General features: G+C 38.5%; 18 protein-coding genes. 5 read left to right on the top strand and 13 right to left on the bottom strand.

The window, feature by feature from the left end; all coding sequences use genetic code 11:
* Nucleotides 1-3: 3 nt before the first annotated feature.
* From IWC72_RS04615 to IWC72_RS04605, 3 genes are all read right to left on the bottom strand, one after another.
* Complete coding sequence (locus IWC72_RS04615; protein WP_194525058.1) at nucleotides 4-492, bottom strand: DUF6265 family protein; 489 nt, start codon at nucleotides 490-492, stop codon at nucleotides 4-6.
* A 62-nt stretch (nucleotides 493-554) separates the two neighbouring features.
* Complete coding sequence (locus IWC72_RS04610) at nucleotides 555-1,130, bottom strand: pentapeptide repeat-containing protein (RefSeq protein WP_194525057.1); 576 nt, start codon at nucleotides 1,128-1,130, stop codon at nucleotides 555-557.
* Nucleotides 1,131-1,218: 88 nt separating this feature from the next.
* Nucleotides 1,219-1,431: a hypervirulence associated TUDOR domain-containing protein gene (locus IWC72_RS04605; protein WP_194528976.1), complete on the bottom strand. Its 213-nt coding sequence runs from the start codon at nucleotides 1,429-1,431 to the stop codon at nucleotides 1,219-1,221.
* Nucleotides 1,432-1,793: 362 nt separating this feature from the next.
* On the opposite strand from IWC72_RS04605, the gene IWC72_RS04600 reads away from it, so the two are divergent.
* Nucleotides 1,794-2,333 carry a hypothetical protein gene (locus IWC72_RS04600; protein ID WP_194528975.1) on the top strand — a complete coding sequence of 180 codons (540 nt, stop codon included), beginning with the start codon at nucleotides 1,794-1,796 and terminating at the stop codon, nucleotides 2,331-2,333.
* Nucleotides 2,334-2,372: 39 nt separating this feature from the next.
* On the opposite strand, the gene IWC72_RS04595 is transcribed toward IWC72_RS04600, so the two are convergent.
* On the bottom strand, nucleotides 2,373-3,002 hold the full coding sequence (locus IWC72_RS04595) for a chloramphenicol acetyltransferase (RefSeq protein WP_194528974.1): 630 nt from the start codon (nucleotides 3,000-3,002) through the stop codon (nucleotides 2,373-2,375).
* Nucleotides 3,003-3,046: 44 nt separating this feature from the next.
* On the bottom strand, nucleotides 3,047-3,904 hold the full coding sequence (locus tag IWC72_RS04590) for a helix-turn-helix domain-containing protein (protein ID WP_226967948.1): 858 nt from the start codon (nucleotides 3,902-3,904) through the stop codon (nucleotides 3,047-3,049).
* A gap of 214 nt (nucleotides 3,905-4,118) precedes the next feature.
* On the opposite strand from IWC72_RS04590, the gene hxlB reads away from it, so the two are divergent.
* Together hxlB and hxlA are read left to right on the top strand one after the other, a co-directional pair.
* On the top strand, nucleotides 4,119-4,703 hold the full coding sequence (hxlB, locus tag IWC72_RS04585) for a 6-phospho-3-hexuloisomerase (RefSeq protein WP_194525053.1): 585 nt from the start codon (nucleotides 4,119-4,121) through the stop codon (nucleotides 4,701-4,703).
* A gap of 54 nt (nucleotides 4,704-4,757) precedes the next feature.
* Nucleotides 4,758-5,387 carry a 3-hexulose-6-phosphate synthase gene (gene hxlA / locus IWC72_RS04580; RefSeq protein WP_194528973.1) on the top strand — a complete coding sequence of 210 codons (630 nt, stop codon included), beginning with the start codon at nucleotides 4,758-4,760 and terminating at the stop codon, nucleotides 5,385-5,387.
* Between the two features lie 173 nt (nucleotides 5,388-5,560).
* Here the strand turns inward: hxlA and IWC72_RS04575 are convergent, their stop codons facing one another.
* From IWC72_RS04575 to IWC72_RS04555, 5 genes are all read right to left on the bottom strand, one after another.
* On the bottom strand, nucleotides 5,561-6,277 hold the full coding sequence (locus IWC72_RS04575; protein WP_194528972.1) for a 3-ketoacyl-ACP reductase: 717 nt from the start codon (nucleotides 6,275-6,277) through the stop codon (nucleotides 5,561-5,563).
* 139 nt (nucleotides 6,278-6,416) lie between these two features.
* Complete coding sequence (locus IWC72_RS04570) at nucleotides 6,417-7,580, bottom strand: carbohydrate porin (protein ID WP_194528971.1); 1,164 nt, start codon at nucleotides 7,578-7,580, stop codon at nucleotides 6,417-6,419.
* Nucleotides 7,581-7,739: 159 nt separating this feature from the next.
* Nucleotides 7,740-9,263 carry a Dabb family protein gene (locus IWC72_RS04565; RefSeq protein WP_226979485.1) on the bottom strand — a complete coding sequence of 508 codons (1,524 nt, stop codon included), beginning with the start codon at nucleotides 9,261-9,263 and terminating at the stop codon, nucleotides 7,740-7,742.
* A 28-nt stretch (nucleotides 9,264-9,291) separates the two neighbouring features.
* Complete coding sequence (locus IWC72_RS04560) at nucleotides 9,292-9,777, bottom strand: GlcG/HbpS family heme-binding protein (protein WP_194528057.1); 486 nt, start codon at nucleotides 9,775-9,777, stop codon at nucleotides 9,292-9,294.
* A gap of 90 nt (nucleotides 9,778-9,867) precedes the next feature.
* Complete coding sequence (locus IWC72_RS04555) at nucleotides 9,868-10,440, bottom strand: Crp/Fnr family transcriptional regulator (protein ID WP_194525049.1); 573 nt, start codon at nucleotides 10,438-10,440, stop codon at nucleotides 9,868-9,870.
* A gap of 288 nt (nucleotides 10,441-10,728) precedes the next feature.
* Here IWC72_RS04555 and IWC72_RS04550 point away from each other — a divergent pair, with 288 nt between their 5' ends.
* Complete coding sequence (locus IWC72_RS04550; RefSeq protein ID WP_194525048.1) at nucleotides 10,729-11,187, top strand: (2Fe-2S)-binding protein; 459 nt, start codon at nucleotides 10,729-10,731, stop codon at nucleotides 11,185-11,187.
* 33 nt (nucleotides 11,188-11,220) lie between these two features.
* Entirely contained in the window at nucleotides 11,221-13,494 is a 2,274-nt protein-coding gene (locus IWC72_RS04545; protein WP_194528970.1) for a xanthine dehydrogenase family protein molybdopterin-binding subunit, read from the top strand.
* 36 nt (nucleotides 13,495-13,530) lie between these two features.
* On the opposite strand, the gene IWC72_RS04540 is transcribed toward IWC72_RS04545, so the two are convergent.
* The 3 genes from IWC72_RS04540 to IWC72_RS04530 are packed head-to-tail and all read right to left on the bottom strand — an operon-like array spanning nucleotide 13,531 to nucleotide 15,933.
* The gene (locus IWC72_RS04540; RefSeq protein WP_194528969.1) at nucleotides 13,531-14,442 is read right to left on the bottom strand and encodes a helix-turn-helix domain-containing protein; all 912 of its coding nucleotides are present in this window, start codon (nucleotides 14,440-14,442) and stop codon (nucleotides 13,531-13,533) included.
* A gap of 1 nt (nucleotide 14,443) precedes the next feature.
* Complete coding sequence (locus tag IWC72_RS04535; protein ID WP_194528968.1) at nucleotides 14,444-14,956, bottom strand: hypothetical protein; 513 nt, start codon at nucleotides 14,954-14,956, stop codon at nucleotides 14,444-14,446.
* A 26-nt stretch (nucleotides 14,957-14,982) separates the two neighbouring features.
* Nucleotides 14,983-15,933, bottom strand: coding sequence for an SDR family oxidoreductase (locus tag IWC72_RS04530; protein ID WP_194528967.1), 951 nt, complete (start codon nucleotides 15,931-15,933; stop codon nucleotides 14,983-14,985).
* Nucleotides 15,934-16,592: the final 659 nt, after the last annotated feature.

Below are 16,592 nucleotides of genomic sequence, written 5' to 3'. Positions count from 1 at the left end.
CTATTACTTTTTAAAGTTGAAAGTCACCTCTTCAGAAGAACCATCTTCGTTACCTATTTGAGCGTAAATATTAATTTCGTTTCCACTCACTTTTTCAAAAGTAAAACCTTCAAAATAGACACGGTTACCATCTACTTTAACCAATTTAAACTGTTGTACCTCATCTTTTTCTTCCCAGCCCTTTAAATCACCATGAAAATGTTTGAGTTCATATATCAAGGTATTATTAACTTCACGAATATGACCCAATTCATAAAAAGAAACCTTCCCTTCAGAAACTAACTTGAATGAAAACATCATAGAGCCACCTTGTGGAGGACCCCATGTTTCTTCGGTTATACCCCCAAAAGCTTCACCGGACCAGTTGCCTTCCATCCAAGAAATATCAGACAGAGTTGCGTTTGGTGAGCTTGAGCCTTCGGGCAGTGTAGTGGTATTTTGAGCGCTGATACTAAGCGAGAATAGAAAGAATACGAAAAGAAAGTATTTCATAAAATAATAGGTTAGTGGTCAGTAATATACTGATTTATCCGTTTGTAAACGTATTATCTCGTTTAGGGTTCTATAGTAAGGTCATATTTCTTTAGAAGACCAATAATACCATCTTTTGAAAACTTTGCTTTTTTAAGATTGTTTTCTTCCGGGTCAATGGTGAAATTAAAAGCAGTCTTTAAATCGGATTTTTCTAAGTTAGTGCGATTGAAAATAGCTCCTTGCAAATCACAATCGTCAAAAGTGGCGTTTTTTAGAACAGCTTCCGTAAAGTCGGTTTCAATCATTTTACATGAAACAAACTGTTGTTTGAGAAGGGTTAAACTATAGAAGGATGTATAATCTAGATTGCAATCGTGAAAACTAAAATCGATTAAAAATGTATTACAATCTTCAAATTTGAGGCCTATCATTTTGCAGTGAGAGAAGGTGATTTCTTTAAACGTAGTATGTCTAATATTTGCATTACTGAGGTTGCAATCTATAAACTCACACTCCATAAAATTCTGGTTATCTAAATAACCATCTGAAAAATCACATCCTTCAAAAATGCAGTTCTCATAATCTCCTTTGGTTAATTTACTACCGGTGAAATCTTGTGAGAGGTATTTTTGGTCTGTTATAAAAGGCTTGTCCATAAGCGAATAAACATAATTTTGCAGTTGGATGCAATTTCTAGGACGGATTTTTATATTCTAATAATAGCTGTCTATTCGCATTGCAAAATTACTCTGTGCGTTCTACTTCACTCTCCAGTTTTAATACTTCACTACCATCCTCTTGCTTAATATATAGCGCTTTGTTGTCTTTTGAACCTTTGCGTGTAATCTCATTCCCTTCAATTTTCCGGGTTATTACCTTGTTGTAGGTGTTCTCTACTGTTCCTGTAGCGCTGCCTGAGCCCCATTTCCATTTTACTTCTGTTCCTTTTCTAATCATCTTTCTAGTATAAAGTTTCAAAAAAGAAAAAATACAGCAGATTCATGAGTCTAGAAAGAAAAAATTATAATCCAATTAGTACTCCTGAAAGCTATCAGTTAAAGTTGTCGGTTAACTTAATTTATGGATGAGTGTGTTAGGAAAGACTGCAAAGGTTTCTGTAGCCTTATTTATGCGATTTGAGGATAGGTTCTTTGTTGCTGAAGGTTATCTAGTGTTTCGATAAAAACCATAATACTTTTAATAGTTGATTTAGCACCGGGCACTGAATGCAAAGAAAATGTTAAAATTTATTATAAAAACTTTATATTTATCCCAATAGCACCAGTGATAAAACTCATACATTAATAAAAATATTTAAAATGAAACAACTAGGTATTCAGCTTGCACTAGTAATCGGAGCATTATTTTTTTCAATAAACACATCGGCACAGGTTACAGAAGTTGCTGTGCAGGATAGTATGGCCGTTGTTAACAAACGCTTAAGATTTGGCTGTGGGTTTGGGTTAAGTTTTGTAGGTGGGACCAACATAGCTCTATCTCCAAATTTAATGTATAGCTTAAGTAATAAAGTTAGTCTTGGTGTGGGTCTTCAAGGAAGTTATACCTCCATCAAAGATTTACAGAAAACCACCACTTTTGGCGGTAATATAATAAGTCAATATCAACCAATTGATAGACTAATGCTATTGTTAGAGTTTGCTCAACTTAAGGTAAATACCAAAACAGAGGCGGTTACAGGGGATATTGAAACCGACTATTGGGACTCGGCGTTATTTATTGGTGCAGGCTTAAATATTACCAAAAACATTGCAATTGGGGCAAAGTATAATGTTCTGTACGATAAGGATGAAAGTGTTTATACAAGTCCTATACTGCCTTTTGTGAACATTGCGTTTTAAGCGAAGCAATTCTACGCTGTTATTTCATTCCTGTAACGGTTAGACCTTTGCTTTCATCAGTTTTTGAAGCCTTTCCATAAACTGTCCTACATGATAGCCATCTACTAGTGCATGGTGCACATGAACTGAAACCGGCATAAATAACCGATCACCTTCAGCGGTCATTTTTCCAAAGGCGATTTTTGGACAGCTATCTGGGCGAGCGTAATGCCTGGCATGTGAAATTGAAGTAAAATCAATCCACGGAATAGCGGAGCAGTGTATCACATTTTCACCGGATTCATCGGGCATGAGTCGGTTTGAATTCCGTACTTTTTCTATGGCAGGAAGGGCCAAAGCTAGGAAGTCTTCAAAGTTTTCACGGTACGTTAAATGAGAAAATCCAAAAGTTCCATTTTCCCTATTAATAGTAGGTGAGGCATTAACTGTCTCGTATTCATATAGTTTTCCATCAACAATTCGATATCTGAACTCTACGGTTTTGTTAACCGCTACCAAAGCTTTGTGCAAGTAGGATAAAAAGAAAGAATGACCTTTTTCTTTTGCCGTATGATAGGTTTCCGTACAGTCTAATTTAGCGGTAATACCGTAAAAAGGTTCGTCAAATTTTGAAAAGAATTCAAAGTGGTCTTTTCTGTACCACGTCTCAATATCTATTTCTTTACGCATAACTTTTTTGGAAAGGGATGTAGTATTCGGTTGTGAAAATATTTCTAGTTGTAAAGGGTGTTCTCATGCGAAATAACATGCCTTTTTACATCGCTTTGAAATTCTTGTGGTGTTTGCTGTGCATGAAGTTTAAAAAACCGACTGAAATAAGAGTGGTCCTTAAAACCAAGGTTGTAGGCTATTTCCTTAATGGTATTTTCGCTATGTATGATCTGCCGTTTCGCTTCCAGTATAAGACGGTCGTGAATAAGTTGTACACCGGTTTTGTCTAGCTTCTCCTTTAATATTTGATTAAGTCGCTTTGCGCTAATCCCCAGTTCACTGGCGTAAAAATCGGCGTTTCGCTCCTCTTTATAATTATTTTCGAGCAGAAGCATAAACTCATACACCCGCTTTTCATTAATATCGTGCATAGTAAAATGCTGCTCTTTTAGGTGAATTAGTTTTAAGAGGAATACTTTTAAAAGCGCTTTGATCATAATAAGGTTTATGCTCTCCTTGTTGTAATCCTCCTCTAAAAGTTGGAGCACGGAAGCCAACCCTTTTGATGTTTCCTCATTAACCTGTAAACAAGAAAACTCACCTTGAATATTGAACATTCTAAAGACATCCAATAAAAATTCTTTTAAGTCGCCTTCCAAAAGCTCTTGCTTAAAAGAAATTAATACCCCGTTCTTACCGGCCTTATTTAATTGATGTACCCTGTAAGGAGGAATAAGATATATCCAATCTCCTCTTAAAGTTTGAAAGTCGTGCTGTGGCTCGTGGAGCGCATCTTCATTATACAACCATACAATTTCAAAGAAATCCCTTCTTGCGGGATCGTTCAAATAGGCAGGAGGACAGTTGCCCAAATCTCTAATATATAAAACTTTATCACTGAGCATAGTTTCTGTTTTCATAGTTATATATGGTAACGAAATATAAGAATAGGTATGCGCTTGAAAACTTGTGGTTTCCAAAATGTACCACAAAAATAGCAATTAACACCACATCTTTAGTTAATATGGGCAAATTGTACCATACATCTATCAAATTGTGTAACTGTACAGCAAGCATGGCAGCATACCTTTGTACTCGGTTTTGATACCGTAAGAGATTTAAGCCCATTTAGTTATGAAAAATATACTTGAAAATAGGAACAGAAAATTGGTTGAAAGTGCTATGAATACCATTGTAAATGAGCATATAAAGCTTGTTGGTGCCATTCATTATGATGAATTGGCGGCTTTAGTTCCAACCATAGAAAATGCAGAGCATATTTTTATAATGGGAGCGGGGCGCACCGGACTAATGATGAAAGCGGCAGGAATGCGCTTAATGCACTTAGGGTTTCATGTTCATGTTGTAGGAGAAATCACTGCGCCGGCCATAAAAGAAGGCGATGTCCTTATAGTGGGATCCGGATCTGGAACTACAAGCGGAATTGTACGGGCAGCTGAAACTGCAAAAACGGTAGGAGCAGGTATCATATGCTTTACCACCAATAAGGAATCTAGATTGGCTTTATTGGCAGAGCATACAGTGGTTATACCTGCCGCACAAAAACAGGAGCGAGATGAGACTGTTTCCAAACAATACGCTGGGAGTCTTTTTGAGCAATCACTGTTGTTAACGTTTGATGCTTTAATACAAACGCTTTGGGAATTAGATGGTAGTACGGCTTCAGAGCTATGGAAGCGTCATGCTAACATGGAATAAATTAAGAATAGAAAATAGAGATGAATTAGTTAAGAACATTTTAAATATAAAATTATGGCAAAGTTACAAGTAGCGATCGATTTATTGAATATTGAGGATGCAATTGCATTAGCAACAAAAGTGGCTCCTTATATTGATATTATTGAATTAGGTACCCCACTTATTAAAAGTGAAGGGTTGGCAGGAATTAGAAAGATGAAAGATGCTTTTCCTGATAAATTGGTTTTGGCCGATTTTAAAACTGCAGATGCAGGTGAGTTGGAAGCAAATATGGCTTTTGGTGCAGGAGCGGATTATATTACCGTTTTAGGTGCAACTGGGGATTCTACCATAGCAGGAGCGGTAAAAGCTGCAAAAGAGCACGGTAAAGGTGTTGTTGTAGATACTATTGGTGTTAGGGATAGAGTTAAACGTGCTCAGGAAGCTATTGCATTAGGTGCGGAGTTTGTTGAACTACATGCAGGTCTGGATGAGCAAGCGGAAGAAGGATATTCCGTTCAAGTTTTGATAGATGAAGCAGCAAGAGCTGGTGTACCTGTATCTATTGCAGGTGGAGTAAACCAAGGTAGTATAGATGCGGTAAGAAACTCAGGAGCAATAATAGCAGTTGCGGGAGCAGCTATATACGGAGCAGAAGACCCTGCAGAAGCAGCTAAGGAATTAAGAGAATTGGCCATAGCGTAAGCAATTGGAAAGGTTTTGCTAGAGCCTCTTTTAATGATTTGTACAGGACAGATTCCCATAAAATATTTTATGGGAATCTGTTGTTTTATACTGTTTCTAGAGCTGTTGAGGTTGTAGATAAAGAAACAACAGATTCATTTTTTATCTATGGCTATTACCTAATGTCTGTTATACTATGGGTTTGTTGACCATAACGCAGCACTTTTTAGCATGGCTCTTCTTGGTAATTTTAGGCCTGCAACAATTAATTCCGCAAAATCCTCAGGTTGTAATACATTTTCCGAACCTTTGGTCAGCATGCCCAACTCTATGGTCATCTCAGACTCTATGGTGCTTGGTGTTAATGTGTTTACCCTAATATTGTTTTTACGAACTTCTTTCATCAAAGATTCGGACATGCCAATAACAGCAAATTTTGATGCCGAATAAGCAGATACATTCGCATTTCCGTTTAGCCCTGCGGTTGAGGAAATATTCACAATGTCCCCTTCGTTCTTAGCGATGAGATGAGGTAAGACCTCTTTGGTTACATGATACATACCCAAGACATTGGTCTGTATAATTTGAGTCCAAACACTAACTTCCATTTCATTAAATGAACCAATAGCTGCAATTCCGGCATTATTAACTAAAATATCAACAGTACCTAAAGCATTTATAATGTTTTTAATATTGGTTTTAACTTCCTCATAATTACCAACATCAAATACAGAATACATTGCTTGAACACCAAATGTTTCTAATTCGGCAACAGTTTCTTTTAAAGTACTTTCTGTTCTTCCGGTAATGGCAATATCAATTCCCTCTTTGGCAAATGCTATGGCGGTTGCTTTTCCCAACCCTTTGCCACCTCCGGTTATGATTGCCTTTTTGTTTTGTAAAATGTTCATACTTAATAATTTAAAAGGTTATGTCCAAATTCTTGGAAGTTTATCCTATATGAAAACTTGCATATAGTGTGTTTTCTCACCATATTTTTAAGCTAGGACTATATGGACCGCTATTTCTACACCAATCACTTCTACTGCTTTAAAAATTTGCTTCTAGCAGCACACCCGGAATAATTGCATTACCAATCAAACCATGGCCTCCGGGTCTAATATTATATTGCAGAGCGGGTTGCAGGCCAAAATAATCTTTAACCTGAAGGCGATAACCCATTTCCAAAACTATTTCCGTCGTTAGCTGATTCGCCCTTAGGTTTGCCCACTCATCACTAAAACTACCCACAGTGGCAAAAAATAATACTCTATCATTTGCCCTAGACTTTAGGAGCCCTTTCCAAATGAGGCCTAAGCTACTTTGAAAAGGCACTTTGGCAACCCCGCCGTATGGTGAATAGGAAATGGTAAGAAAAGATTTTAAGCCATCTATCAGTTCTACATCCATATGCCCATAGAAACGTATAAAATAATCGGATTCATCGTTGGAATCAAAATTGGCGAAGGACCCGAATGCTTGATTTGCTCCTAGATAAACCCTGGCATTTCGATTTGTGATTTGTCCGAACCAATCATATTGAAAGAAAACGGATAAATTATCAGAACTTCTAAAAGAAAAGTCAAGACCATGTTTTGTATCATCAAAGATGTCTTTACCCATTTGATAAGCGCCCAATTGAAATTGGTGTTCGGAACTAGGTTTATATTTGAGCCGTGCTCCCCATGTGGGGAAAGGAAAAGTACTCATTAAGCCATCTAACAAGAGAGCTCTAATCACGCCATTTACCGTGTTGTTGAGCGAGTAAAAATATAGCTTAGAACCCGAAAAATCATCAGCAGCGGTAGTGCGTCCCGCCTTAAATGAGAAATGATTTCCAAAATCTTTTTCAATACTTAAGTCATATAAAAAAGTATTTTGGCCACCCACTAAATTCAATGGTTCAAAAACAGAACCAACTTCGTTCATAAGCCCGCTTCCGTGACGGTTTGCAATTGATACTTTTGCGCGTGTGGCATGCCAACCCAGAATTTTTTCCAAATCGAAATTAACTCCCACATAGAGTTGTCCGGCATATCTGCTGCCCTTATCCAGTCCTCCGGAGACATTAGATGCAGCAATAGATATGTACGAAAGAAATGGATCAATATTGAAATTCGACCTAACTTTAGATGCCATACTATCTATATGCTGTACTTGTGCTCCAACAGTAAAAGAAGAAAGAAAAATAGAGAATAAAATTAATTTATTCATTTACCGATTGGCATTAAGTTTACACAAAAATTACATATTCTTTAGAACCCATGGCGTTTTAGTGCTATTCCCACTAACTCTACGCTTCTAAATAAATAGGATAGTAGCGATAGGATTTAAGATGCAAGCTTGCGATACATGAGCGGGGTAACATCTTTTTTACTCTTCCGTCCAATAGTCCATTACCAGGACATCGCCAATTATTGGGCCAATTTTGTTAACCAAGGCAATATGTGCTTCATGGAATAAATAGATTTCCCTGCCGTGGTCATCATTGAAGGTAAGTGTAAACGTATGGGTCAACCCTTTGCTTGCGCCTTCCTTACTGTCGTTAACACCCCATTCTAAATCTTTGATTTCTGGAATCTCATTTTTAATATTTTCAAAAGCTTTAACCGCTTCGTTAACTTGAGCCTCGGTTGCCTCGTCTTTATATTTTAGGTTTACGATATGTCTTAATACTTTTTTGCCTCTATCAATTTTTGGGGCAACCTTGTAAGTGGCCACTTTTTTTAGATCAAACCTGTTAGAACCTGCTATCAAGAAGCTGGTATCGTCTATTTGATGAGATCGTAAACCGTAATAAATAGAAAAACCGGTTTCTAGATAATTTAATGGGGTGAGCGTACCGTTTTCGTCTAATTTAATAAGTTGAATACTGGCATCGTCTCTTGTGCCAACTGCCAGTACAGCTTCATTGTTTTTTACCGAAACAATTTCAATTCTTGTCTGTCCCTGCAATTTCGTGCTTTCATCATCCTTTAAAACAAAATGTGGTACCAATGCTCCTTTTCGGTTTATTTTAAAAACACTTACACCATCACCGTGATAGGTAAAGTCGGTTCGTTTAATGAATCCATTTCTCTCGTAATATTTATGGTGCCTGTGACCGACCACCACATAATAATTATCTCCTAATTGTACTCCGGTTACGGGATACGCCCCAGTTAAATATCTATCCGTGGTATTATCACCTATGTTATTAATGTTTTTAAAGGTACCGTTGTCATACACCCTAAAACTACTTACACCATTGTCTTGAAACCCTCCGGTATATAAAAATGTTTTTCCTTTTATTTTATGAATGAACATGCCAATGATACCATCGGTATAAATTTCTTCATCATCTTTCACGGATTGTACATGGGAAAGTTTTCCATCATTCTCTATCTTAAAACTGCTTAGACCTGGAGTTTCTTCCAAGCCGCCCACAAACAGATAAGAGGCTTGTTTCATATGAACCACCTGAAGGGTTATGGCAATACCAAGGTGGGTTTCATCGGTATCCATGGTCAAGGAAACCTGTTCTAGCAATCCATCATCCAAAATCTTAAAAGTTTCAATGGCATTGCCGTGCTTGTTCGCTACGAATAGAAAATCCGTTCCGTTTATATTATCGGCCACCATTCCCCTAGCTGGCCCTTCTTTTTTATAAAGCGCTTGCGTACCTATTGGCGTTAACTTACCTGCTTTGTCTAAACTAAATATATCAATACCTCCAAATCCACCGGCATATGCATAATGGTTTCCATCTTTTTCATAACTGGTAACCGTTACGATATTATTGGCGGAAACACTCTTAAAGTCCTGCAGATACGGCATTAAGTCATCCGTATTCTGCGACCAACAGATGGGTGATAGAAGCAATGCGAAGAAAGCAATGGATGTTTTTATACTATTCATGATTTTTAACCTTTTTTAATTTTTATAACTATTCTATAATAGCAGTTGCTCCGGCAATGGCAATGGCGCGGTCTTGTTCTATAGTTCCCCCGCTTACACCAATGGCTCCTATAATTTTACCTTCTTTATTTTTGATGGGAATTCCCCCAGGGAAAGTTATTAAACCATCATTAGAATGTTCAATGTTATAAATTATACCGCCAGGTTGTGTTAATTCTCCCAGCTCTCCGGTATCGATATTAAAATACCTTGCCGTTTTGGCTTTCTTAATGGCTACATCAATACTTCCTAAAAAGGATTCGTCCATACGGATAAAAGCTTTTAGGTTGGCACCTGCATCAACGACAGCGATATTTACCAACACCTCTGAAGCTTCGGCATTTTTCTTAGCGGCCAGAAGGACTTTAAAAGCCTCGTCATGGGTTATGTCATTGGTAATTTGTGCATGTGCCATAGATAGCCCCATGAGGGTGAATACGGCAACCAAAGTTCTTATTTGCGTGAGTAAAGGCATCATTTTCGTTTTGATTTTATGATGCAAAAATTATAAACTACGCTGAGAAAAGAGTTGAACAAGTTCAACTTGCCACAAATTTTATTGCATTTAGAACTGCTTTTTGATCTTACTTAAAAACTCGTGCGTGATACCTAGGTAGCTAGAGGTTTGCCTATCCGTTAGTTTGGCGGCGATTTCCGGGTAATGGTCCATAAAGTGGGCATACCGCTCTTTTGCCGTTAAACTATGGTTTCTGACCAGCCTGCGTTGCCAAGCCACAATAGATTTTTGAAACATGATACGGAACAGTTTCTCTGCCAGCGGAACAGAACGGTAAAGCTTGGATTTATCCGTTTGGGAAATTAGAAGCACCTTACTGTCTTCCAATGCCTGCATGTTCAAGTCAGATGGGTTATGGTTCATAAAACTGTCTATGTCCATCAACCACCAATTTTTAGCGGCAAAGTACAATGTGTTTTCGTTTCCTTTTTTGTTTATTGTAAAGACCCTAAAACAGCCTTCCAATACAAATCCTTCAAATTTGCAGACCTTTCCTTGCTCTAATAGAAAAGCCTTTTTTTCTATGGATTTTTGGCGAAAGTAACCACAGAATTCCTCCTGCTCCGCGGCGGAAAGCAGACCTTTTTCATCTATGTTCGCTATTAGTAAGTGGTCTATCATTAAAAATTTTGTTCTTGAAAATGTAGTGTGTTTAGGTCATAAATAAAACAAACACAAATTAGTGTTTGTTTTTTTAACTTTTTGTTAGTGTTGTTCAGAAGGTGCTTCTCCTTAATTTTGATTCAAGTTTATGGTTAAAATATACTATATTTAAGACAATGGTCTTTTAGAAGTAGGCAAAAAGTGAAATATGTTGTGCCAGCTCTTAATCAATTTGAAAAAATGGGACAAATAAAAAACCATAAGAGTATTTAAACAAAGCAATTCCAAAAATAAACAATTACCGTTATGCCTGAATTCACAATAAACATAAATGGAAAAGACCATGTCGTGGATGTTTTAGAAGACACTCCACTTTTATGGGTAATTAGGGATGAGCTTCAAATGAAAGGCACAAAATTTGGCTGTGGAAAAGCCTTGTGTGGCGCATGCACGGTACATTTTAATGGAAATGCAACAAGGTCATGCAGTTTTCCGGTCAGTGCCAGTGTTGGAGGGAAAATCACTACTATAGAAGGTCTTTCCGATAATGGAGACCATCCGGTTCAAAAAGCTTGGATGGAACATAACGTACCCCAATGCGGTTATTGCCAACCCGGACAGATGATGTCTGCCGCTGCACTTTTGAACGCAAATCCAAGCCCTACCGATGCAGATATTGACGCCGGTATGGCAGGAAATTTATGTAGGTGTGGTACCTATACGCGTATTAAAGCTGCTATTCACACTGCCGCCAAGGAAAAGTAATTCTATTTATAACCTTTATTTAAACATACACCCATGATATCCTACCTTCATAAAACCCTTAAAAAAGAGGGACTAAGCCGTAGAAATTTTATTCAGATATCTTCCTTAAGTGCAACAGGAATATTGTTAGGACTAGGTGTTACCTCATGTGGGCCTGATGGTAAAGAAGTTGCTGGGTCATGGCAGCCAAGTGTGTACCTTAGAATTGATTCGGAAGGAAAAGTGATTATCACGGCACACCGGTCAGAAATGGGTCAAGGTATTCGTACAGGTTTGGCAATGATTGTAGCAGATGAGCTAGGGGCAGATTGGGAAAAAGTGGTTGTAGAACAAGCCGTAGGGGATGAAAAAAAATACGGGAATCAAAATACGGATGGATCTTTCTCCATTCGGATGTATTACCAACCTCTTCGTGAAGCAGGAGCAACAGCGAGACATTTATTGTTAGCTGCTGCGGCAGAAGAGTGGAATGTGCCTGCTTCTGAATGTGAAGCAAAAAATGGCGAGGTAACGCATGCAGGTAGCGGTAAAAGTATTGGTTATGGAGAATTAACCGCTGCAGCAGCAAAATTACCTGTCCCCAATATCACAGATTTAAAATTAAAAGACACAAAGGACTTTACTTTAATAGGTAAAGAAACCCCAATTGTAGACTTAAAGGATATTGTTACTGGAAAAGCAATTTATGGGATAGATGCAGAAGTGCCTAACGCTAAGGTAGCGGTCATTGCGCGTTGCCCAGTAATGGGAGGTTCTGTAAGTAAATTTGATGATACGGCCGCCAAGAAGATAAAAGGAGTGTTGGATATTATTGAACTAGATGCAGGAGGTATTCCTCCGCAACTGAATAAACCTATGGGCGGTATTGCGGTAATCGCCGAAAATACTTGGGCCGCCATAAAGGGAAGAGAGGCTTTAGAAATTACGTGGGACTACGGTCCTAACAAGGATTATGACTCTGAGATGCAAACCAAGGAAATGGTAAAAAGCTTTGAAAGCGAAGGGACCGTACGTAGAAAAGATGGGGATGTTGCAAAAGCGATGTCCGGAGCCTCAAAAATATTGGACCGTACCTATACAACTCCTTATTTTGCTCACGGCATGATAGAACCTCCTTGCGCCCTAGCTAATGTTAAAGATAATACTTGTGAGGTTTGGGCACCTATTCAGCATCCCCAGTTTGCCAAAGATTCAGTGGTTGGAGCGTTAGGTTTGGATGATAAGAATGTTACGGTAAATGTTACTTTGTTAGGAGGGGCGTTTGGTAGAAAATCCAAACCGGACTTTATTGTTGAGGCCGCCTTGTTATCTCAAAAATCTGGACACCCAATACGACTTTTATGGACTAGGGAAGATGATATTCACAATGATTTCCTTCAAGGGCAAAGTGCGCACCGTATTAAAGTTGGGTTAGATAAAAAAAATGGAGTAGTGGCTTGGGACCATCATGCTGCATTCCCCTCTATAGGAGCAACTTCTAATGCTTCGGTTATTCAACCATCTGGTTTTGAGATTGGCATGGGAGCTACAGATTTACCATTTAATATTCCCAATATACAGGTGGAAACACATGATGCAAAAGCCCATACACGGCTAGGCTGGCTTCGGTCAGTTTGCAATATTCATAATGGTTTTGCTATTGGCAGCATGGTAGATGAAATTGCGGTTACCCGTGGTATGGATGCCAAGGATAACCTTCTAGATTTAATAGGGCCAGATCGTAGTTTGACTTTTGATGGAATTGTTGGAAATCATTTTAATTATGGAGAATCTTTAGAGGACTTCCCTTGGGAAACAGCCCGCTTGAAAAATGTTATTGAAAGAGCGGCCAAGGAAGCAAATTGGGGGCAAACACTTCCCAAAGGACAAGGGCAGGGAATAGCTGCGTTTAAAAGCTTCCTTACCTATGTAGCTTGTGTAGTGAGGGTGGCAGTAGATGAGAAAGGGAACCTGACCATACCAGAGGTTCACTATGCTTTGGATTGTGGCGTTGCAGTGAATGTAGACCGCATTAAAGCCCAGTTTGAGGGAGGAGCTATTTTTGGTACCAGTTTGGGAATGATGAGTAAGATTTCCTATAAAGATGGTCGTGCAGAGCAGGACAATTTTGATGGATACCGCATTGCTAGGATGCCAGAGTCGCCCATAGAAGTAAAAGTACACATTGTTGAAAGTTCCGAGAAACCAACAGGTATAGGTGAGCCTCCAATACCTCCATTTGTTCCGGCATTATGCAATGCTATTTATGCGGCTACTGGAAAGCGAATTACTTCGTTACCTATAGATCTTGCCAACACAACGGCCTAGATATAATTTTAAGGCTATTCTAGCGTGGTTATTTGTTTAGTTCATTCTATATTTCTCTCTGTACACTGTAGGACTGACGCCTTCTTTCTTCTTGAATAGCCTTGAAAAATAGTGCGGATACTCAAAACCTAGCTCGTATGCTACTTCCGCTATGCTTTTGCTGGGTTGCAACAACATATTCTTGGCTTCATCAATTAGCAATAATTGTAAGTGTTCGGTTGTGGTTTTGCCGGTTTCCTTTTTGAGGGTGTCGCTGAGGTAACGTTGCGAAACGGACATTTTATCGGCTATCTGTTCTATGCTGGGAATGCCTTTTTCTTGAAGTTGACCCGATTCTAAATACTCGGATACTTGTTGGTTAAACTGCTCCAATAAGTTATTTGAAAGCTCTTTTCTGTTCAAAAATTGCCGTTCATAAAAACGATTGGCATATTTTAATAGGGTACTTAATTGAGAGATGATAATGTCCTTGCTAAACTCATCCTGGTTGTTTTGATATTCTATTTCAATATTCTCCACAATGGATTCTAGCTGCTTTTCCTCTTTTGGTGAAAGGTGCAGTGCCTCGTTCACCGAATACGAAAAGAAACCATATTTTTTGATCTGATGTGCCAGCTCAGTTCCTTTTAAAAAATCTTCATGAAAATTAATCGAAAATCCTTTTTGGTCATACACCACGCTACTGTTCCATTGTAATACTTGCCTTGGTGCAATACATATCAAAGCTCCATTAGTGAAATCATAGGTTGTTCGCCCATAGTTTAAATCGCCTTTTACAATTTTCTTGAGACTTATAGAATAACAATCGTTTGTAATTGGTGGCGAGCTTTCTTTAGGGCAAGGCAAGAATCCTTCTCCTTTTGCAGAAAATACACTCAACATAGGGTGCTCCGGACCTGGTAGTTCTAAATAATCTATGTACGCCGATAAGGTTTTAAAATGCTGCATATTACTTCTTCAATTCTTTTTCTGCTGCTAATAACTGCTTGTTGTACCCATCTATTCTTGCATGGGCAGTTCCATCCACCCATAAAATAACCACCAACATGGCTATAGCTGTAATCATGCTAGCTCTCCAACCGGGAGTAGGAACAAATACCAACACCAAAGCACAGACAACGATTATAAGGGGAATAGCCGTAAAAACAATGGTATTGTACTCTTTTAAAGTGGCTTCGGCACGCTCAAGCTCCGAGGCTACAAAGGCAGCGGCATCTGTATGGTACGCTTTTTCAAATTGGGTGATTCTAGATTTGTTGGTAAAAAATAGACCAAGGCCAATGATTAGAAGCAAGCAACCTGCTACCAATGTTGGTATAATGTAGGCTCTTGCCATTTCTGTCTTTCCTAGTTGCCAGAACCCAATACTCGCCACTAAAAATGCCATGCCGAATAGCATGAAGAACGGAGTGGAAAATAGTTCTGCCTTTGCCCAGTCTGTAGCTGCTTTTAAAATATCCATATCTATAATTTTGGTCGCTTACTAATTTACAAATTCCATGTTATACCGGTTTCTTTTTCCGAGAGCTCCCAAAGCCTTTCCATAACCGGTTTGTCCTTGGCATGTGGTTCAAGCTTGCACTCGCCAACGGGGCCTGTCCAATAATTTTTTCCTGTGGGCCCATAAAAACGTTCTTGATCCAAACCTGGTTCTGTAGCACACATTAATTCTGGATACGCCCCTTTTTCTGCGGATTGAACCATGGGTGTCAACTTCATTATTTGCCAAATAAAACGCGTTAACAGGCTGCCGCTGGTTTTAATGAGCGATGTTGAAGATGCGCCCGGATGGCAGGCATATGCCTTTACACCGGACTTGCCTGCTGCTTTAAGGCGGTCTTGTAATTCATAAACGGACATAATCTGCGCCAATTTACTTTGGCTGTATACGCCATTGGGACTGTAATTGTTATCCCAGTTCATATCATCAAACTGTATGGTCTTAATTCCCAGATTATAGCCCATGCTGCCTACCACTACAATGCGGCCTTTGGATTCCTCTATTCTTGGGAACAACAATGCTTGAAGTAAAAAATTACCGTAATGGTTTACGCCCAACTGACTTTCAAAACCATCTTCGGTAAAGGTTTGTTTGGGTACTTGTGCAATGGCGGCGTTACAGACTAAGGCATCTATTTGAGGAACCGTTTCAAGCACTTTTTCTGCGGCTCTACTTACGGAATCCAGAGACGCCAAGTCCATTTGTATATTGGTTACGTCTATTGTATTGCCAAGTTCCTGCTTTAATGTAGCTAGGGTATCCTCGGATTTTTTTGGGTTACGGTTCAACATCACCACTTTTGCCCCTTTGGACAAGAGTATTTTGGCGGCCTCAAACCCTGTGCCGCTGGTAGTACCTGTTATGACGTATGTTTTGCCGGTAAGACTATGTATTCTATTGGGTGTCCATCCTTCCTTACCAAATTGTGTTGTACTCATTATGCCTATTTTTTAAATGTCTAAAAGAATAGGACAAAGGTAAAATGGAAGCTCCGGTAGCGACTTACACGCATTTTCGAATCTTGTATACTTTTTGGGGGGTGTTAGTTTGTTAGTGGGATGGTGAAATGGTTGAATAGTGAAATTAGTTCAACTTTAGAAGGTTATTCATCACCATACCGTATTTGAAGATTTGGGTTTTCTTTTCTCCACTTTTCTAATTCTAGCTTATTGAATTTGTTTATAACTAAATTTTTACTAAGAATTGTTTTTATAATAATATACAGACTAGGTTAATCAGAAGCCTATCATGATAGGGAAGGCTACATTCAAATGTCTTCCAATAACTCCATGCTAATTCAATATCAGAGTTTCTTGCTGATGTATTGTTGTTAAGGATAAATCCCACTTTATCGCGTTTAGAAATAAGATTTCCACTCAAAACTTTATTCAGCAATTCACTCTTTTCCTTTTCAATCTTTTCATCAATATTCCTATCGGAAAATTCTAAACTTTCATCGTTTTTTTTCCTCTATGGGTGTTTGTTTTTTGTCGAGTATTTTCTCAAAAGGCAAGTGACAATTATGTATAATTTACAAGTGACTTTATACCTTTATATTAAATAATCATTACATTCTAAAAACGGCAGGGGGAGTAAT

This window comes from Zobellia roscoffensis (assembly GCF_015330165.1).
GTDB classification, from domain to species: Bacteria; Bacteroidota; Bacteroidia; order Flavobacteriales; family Flavobacteriaceae; genus Zobellia; species Zobellia roscoffensis.
This window is presented reverse-complemented; position numbering and strand designations above follow the sequence as displayed.

Bases quoted from the DNA above. Each gene is read 5' to 3' on its own strand.
- IWC72_RS04615 (WP_194525058.1), bottom strand. From the start codon at position 492: ATGAAATACTTTCTTTTCGTATTCTTTCTATTCTCGCTTAGTATCAGC.
- IWC72_RS04610 (WP_194525057.1), bottom strand. From the start codon at position 1,130: ATGGACAAGCCTTTTATAACAGACCAAAAATACCTCTCACAAGATTTC.
- IWC72_RS04605 (WP_194528976.1), bottom strand. From the start codon at position 1,431: ATGATTAGAAAAGGAACAGAAGTAAAATGGAAATGGGGCTCAGGCAGC.
- IWC72_RS04600 (WP_194528975.1), top strand. From the start codon at position 1,794: ATGAAACAACTAGGTATTCAGCTTGCACTAGTAATCGGAGCATTATTT.
- IWC72_RS04595 (WP_194528974.1), bottom strand. From the start codon at position 3,002: ATGCGTAAAGAAATAGATATTGAGACGTGGTACAGAAAAGACCACTTT.
- IWC72_RS04590 (WP_226967948.1), bottom strand. From the start codon at position 3,904: ATGAAAACAGAAACTATGCTCAGTGATAAAGTTTTATATATTAGAGAT.
- hxlB (WP_194525053.1), top strand. From the start codon at position 4,119: ATGAAAAATATACTTGAAAATAGGAACAGAAAATTGGTTGAAAGTGCT.
- hxlA (WP_194528973.1), top strand. From the start codon at position 4,758: ATGGCAAAGTTACAAGTAGCGATCGATTTATTGAATATTGAGGATGCA.
- IWC72_RS04575 (WP_194528972.1), bottom strand. From the start codon at position 6,277: ATGAACATTTTACAAAACAAAAAGGCAATCATAACCGGAGGTGGCAAA.
- IWC72_RS04570 (WP_194528971.1), bottom strand. From the start codon at position 7,580: ATGAATAAATTAATTTTATTCTCTATTTTTCTTTCTTCTTTTACTGTT.
- IWC72_RS04565 (WP_226979485.1), bottom strand. From the start codon at position 9,263: ATGAATAGTATAAAAACATCCATTGCTTTCTTCGCATTGCTTCTATCA.
- IWC72_RS04560 (WP_194528057.1), bottom strand. From the start codon at position 9,777: ATGCCTTTACTCACGCAAATAAGAACTTTGGTTGCCGTATTCACCCTC.
- IWC72_RS04555 (WP_194525049.1), bottom strand. From the start codon at position 10,440: ATGATAGACCACTTACTAATAGCGAACATAGATGAAAAAGGTCTGCTT.
- IWC72_RS04550 (WP_194525048.1), top strand. From the start codon at position 10,729: ATGCCTGAATTCACAATAAACATAAATGGAAAAGACCATGTCGTGGAT.
- IWC72_RS04545 (WP_194528970.1), top strand. From the start codon at position 11,221: ATGATATCCTACCTTCATAAAACCCTTAAAAAAGAGGGACTAAGCCGT.
- IWC72_RS04540 (WP_194528969.1), bottom strand. From the start codon at position 14,442: ATGCAGCATTTTAAAACCTTATCGGCGTACATAGATTATTTAGAACTA.
- IWC72_RS04535 (WP_194528968.1), bottom strand. From the start codon at position 14,956: ATGGATATTTTAAAAGCAGCTACAGACTGGGCAAAGGCAGAACTATTT.
- IWC72_RS04530 (WP_194528967.1), bottom strand. From the start codon at position 15,933: ATGAGTACAACACAATTTGGTAAGGAAGGATGGACACCCAATAGAATA.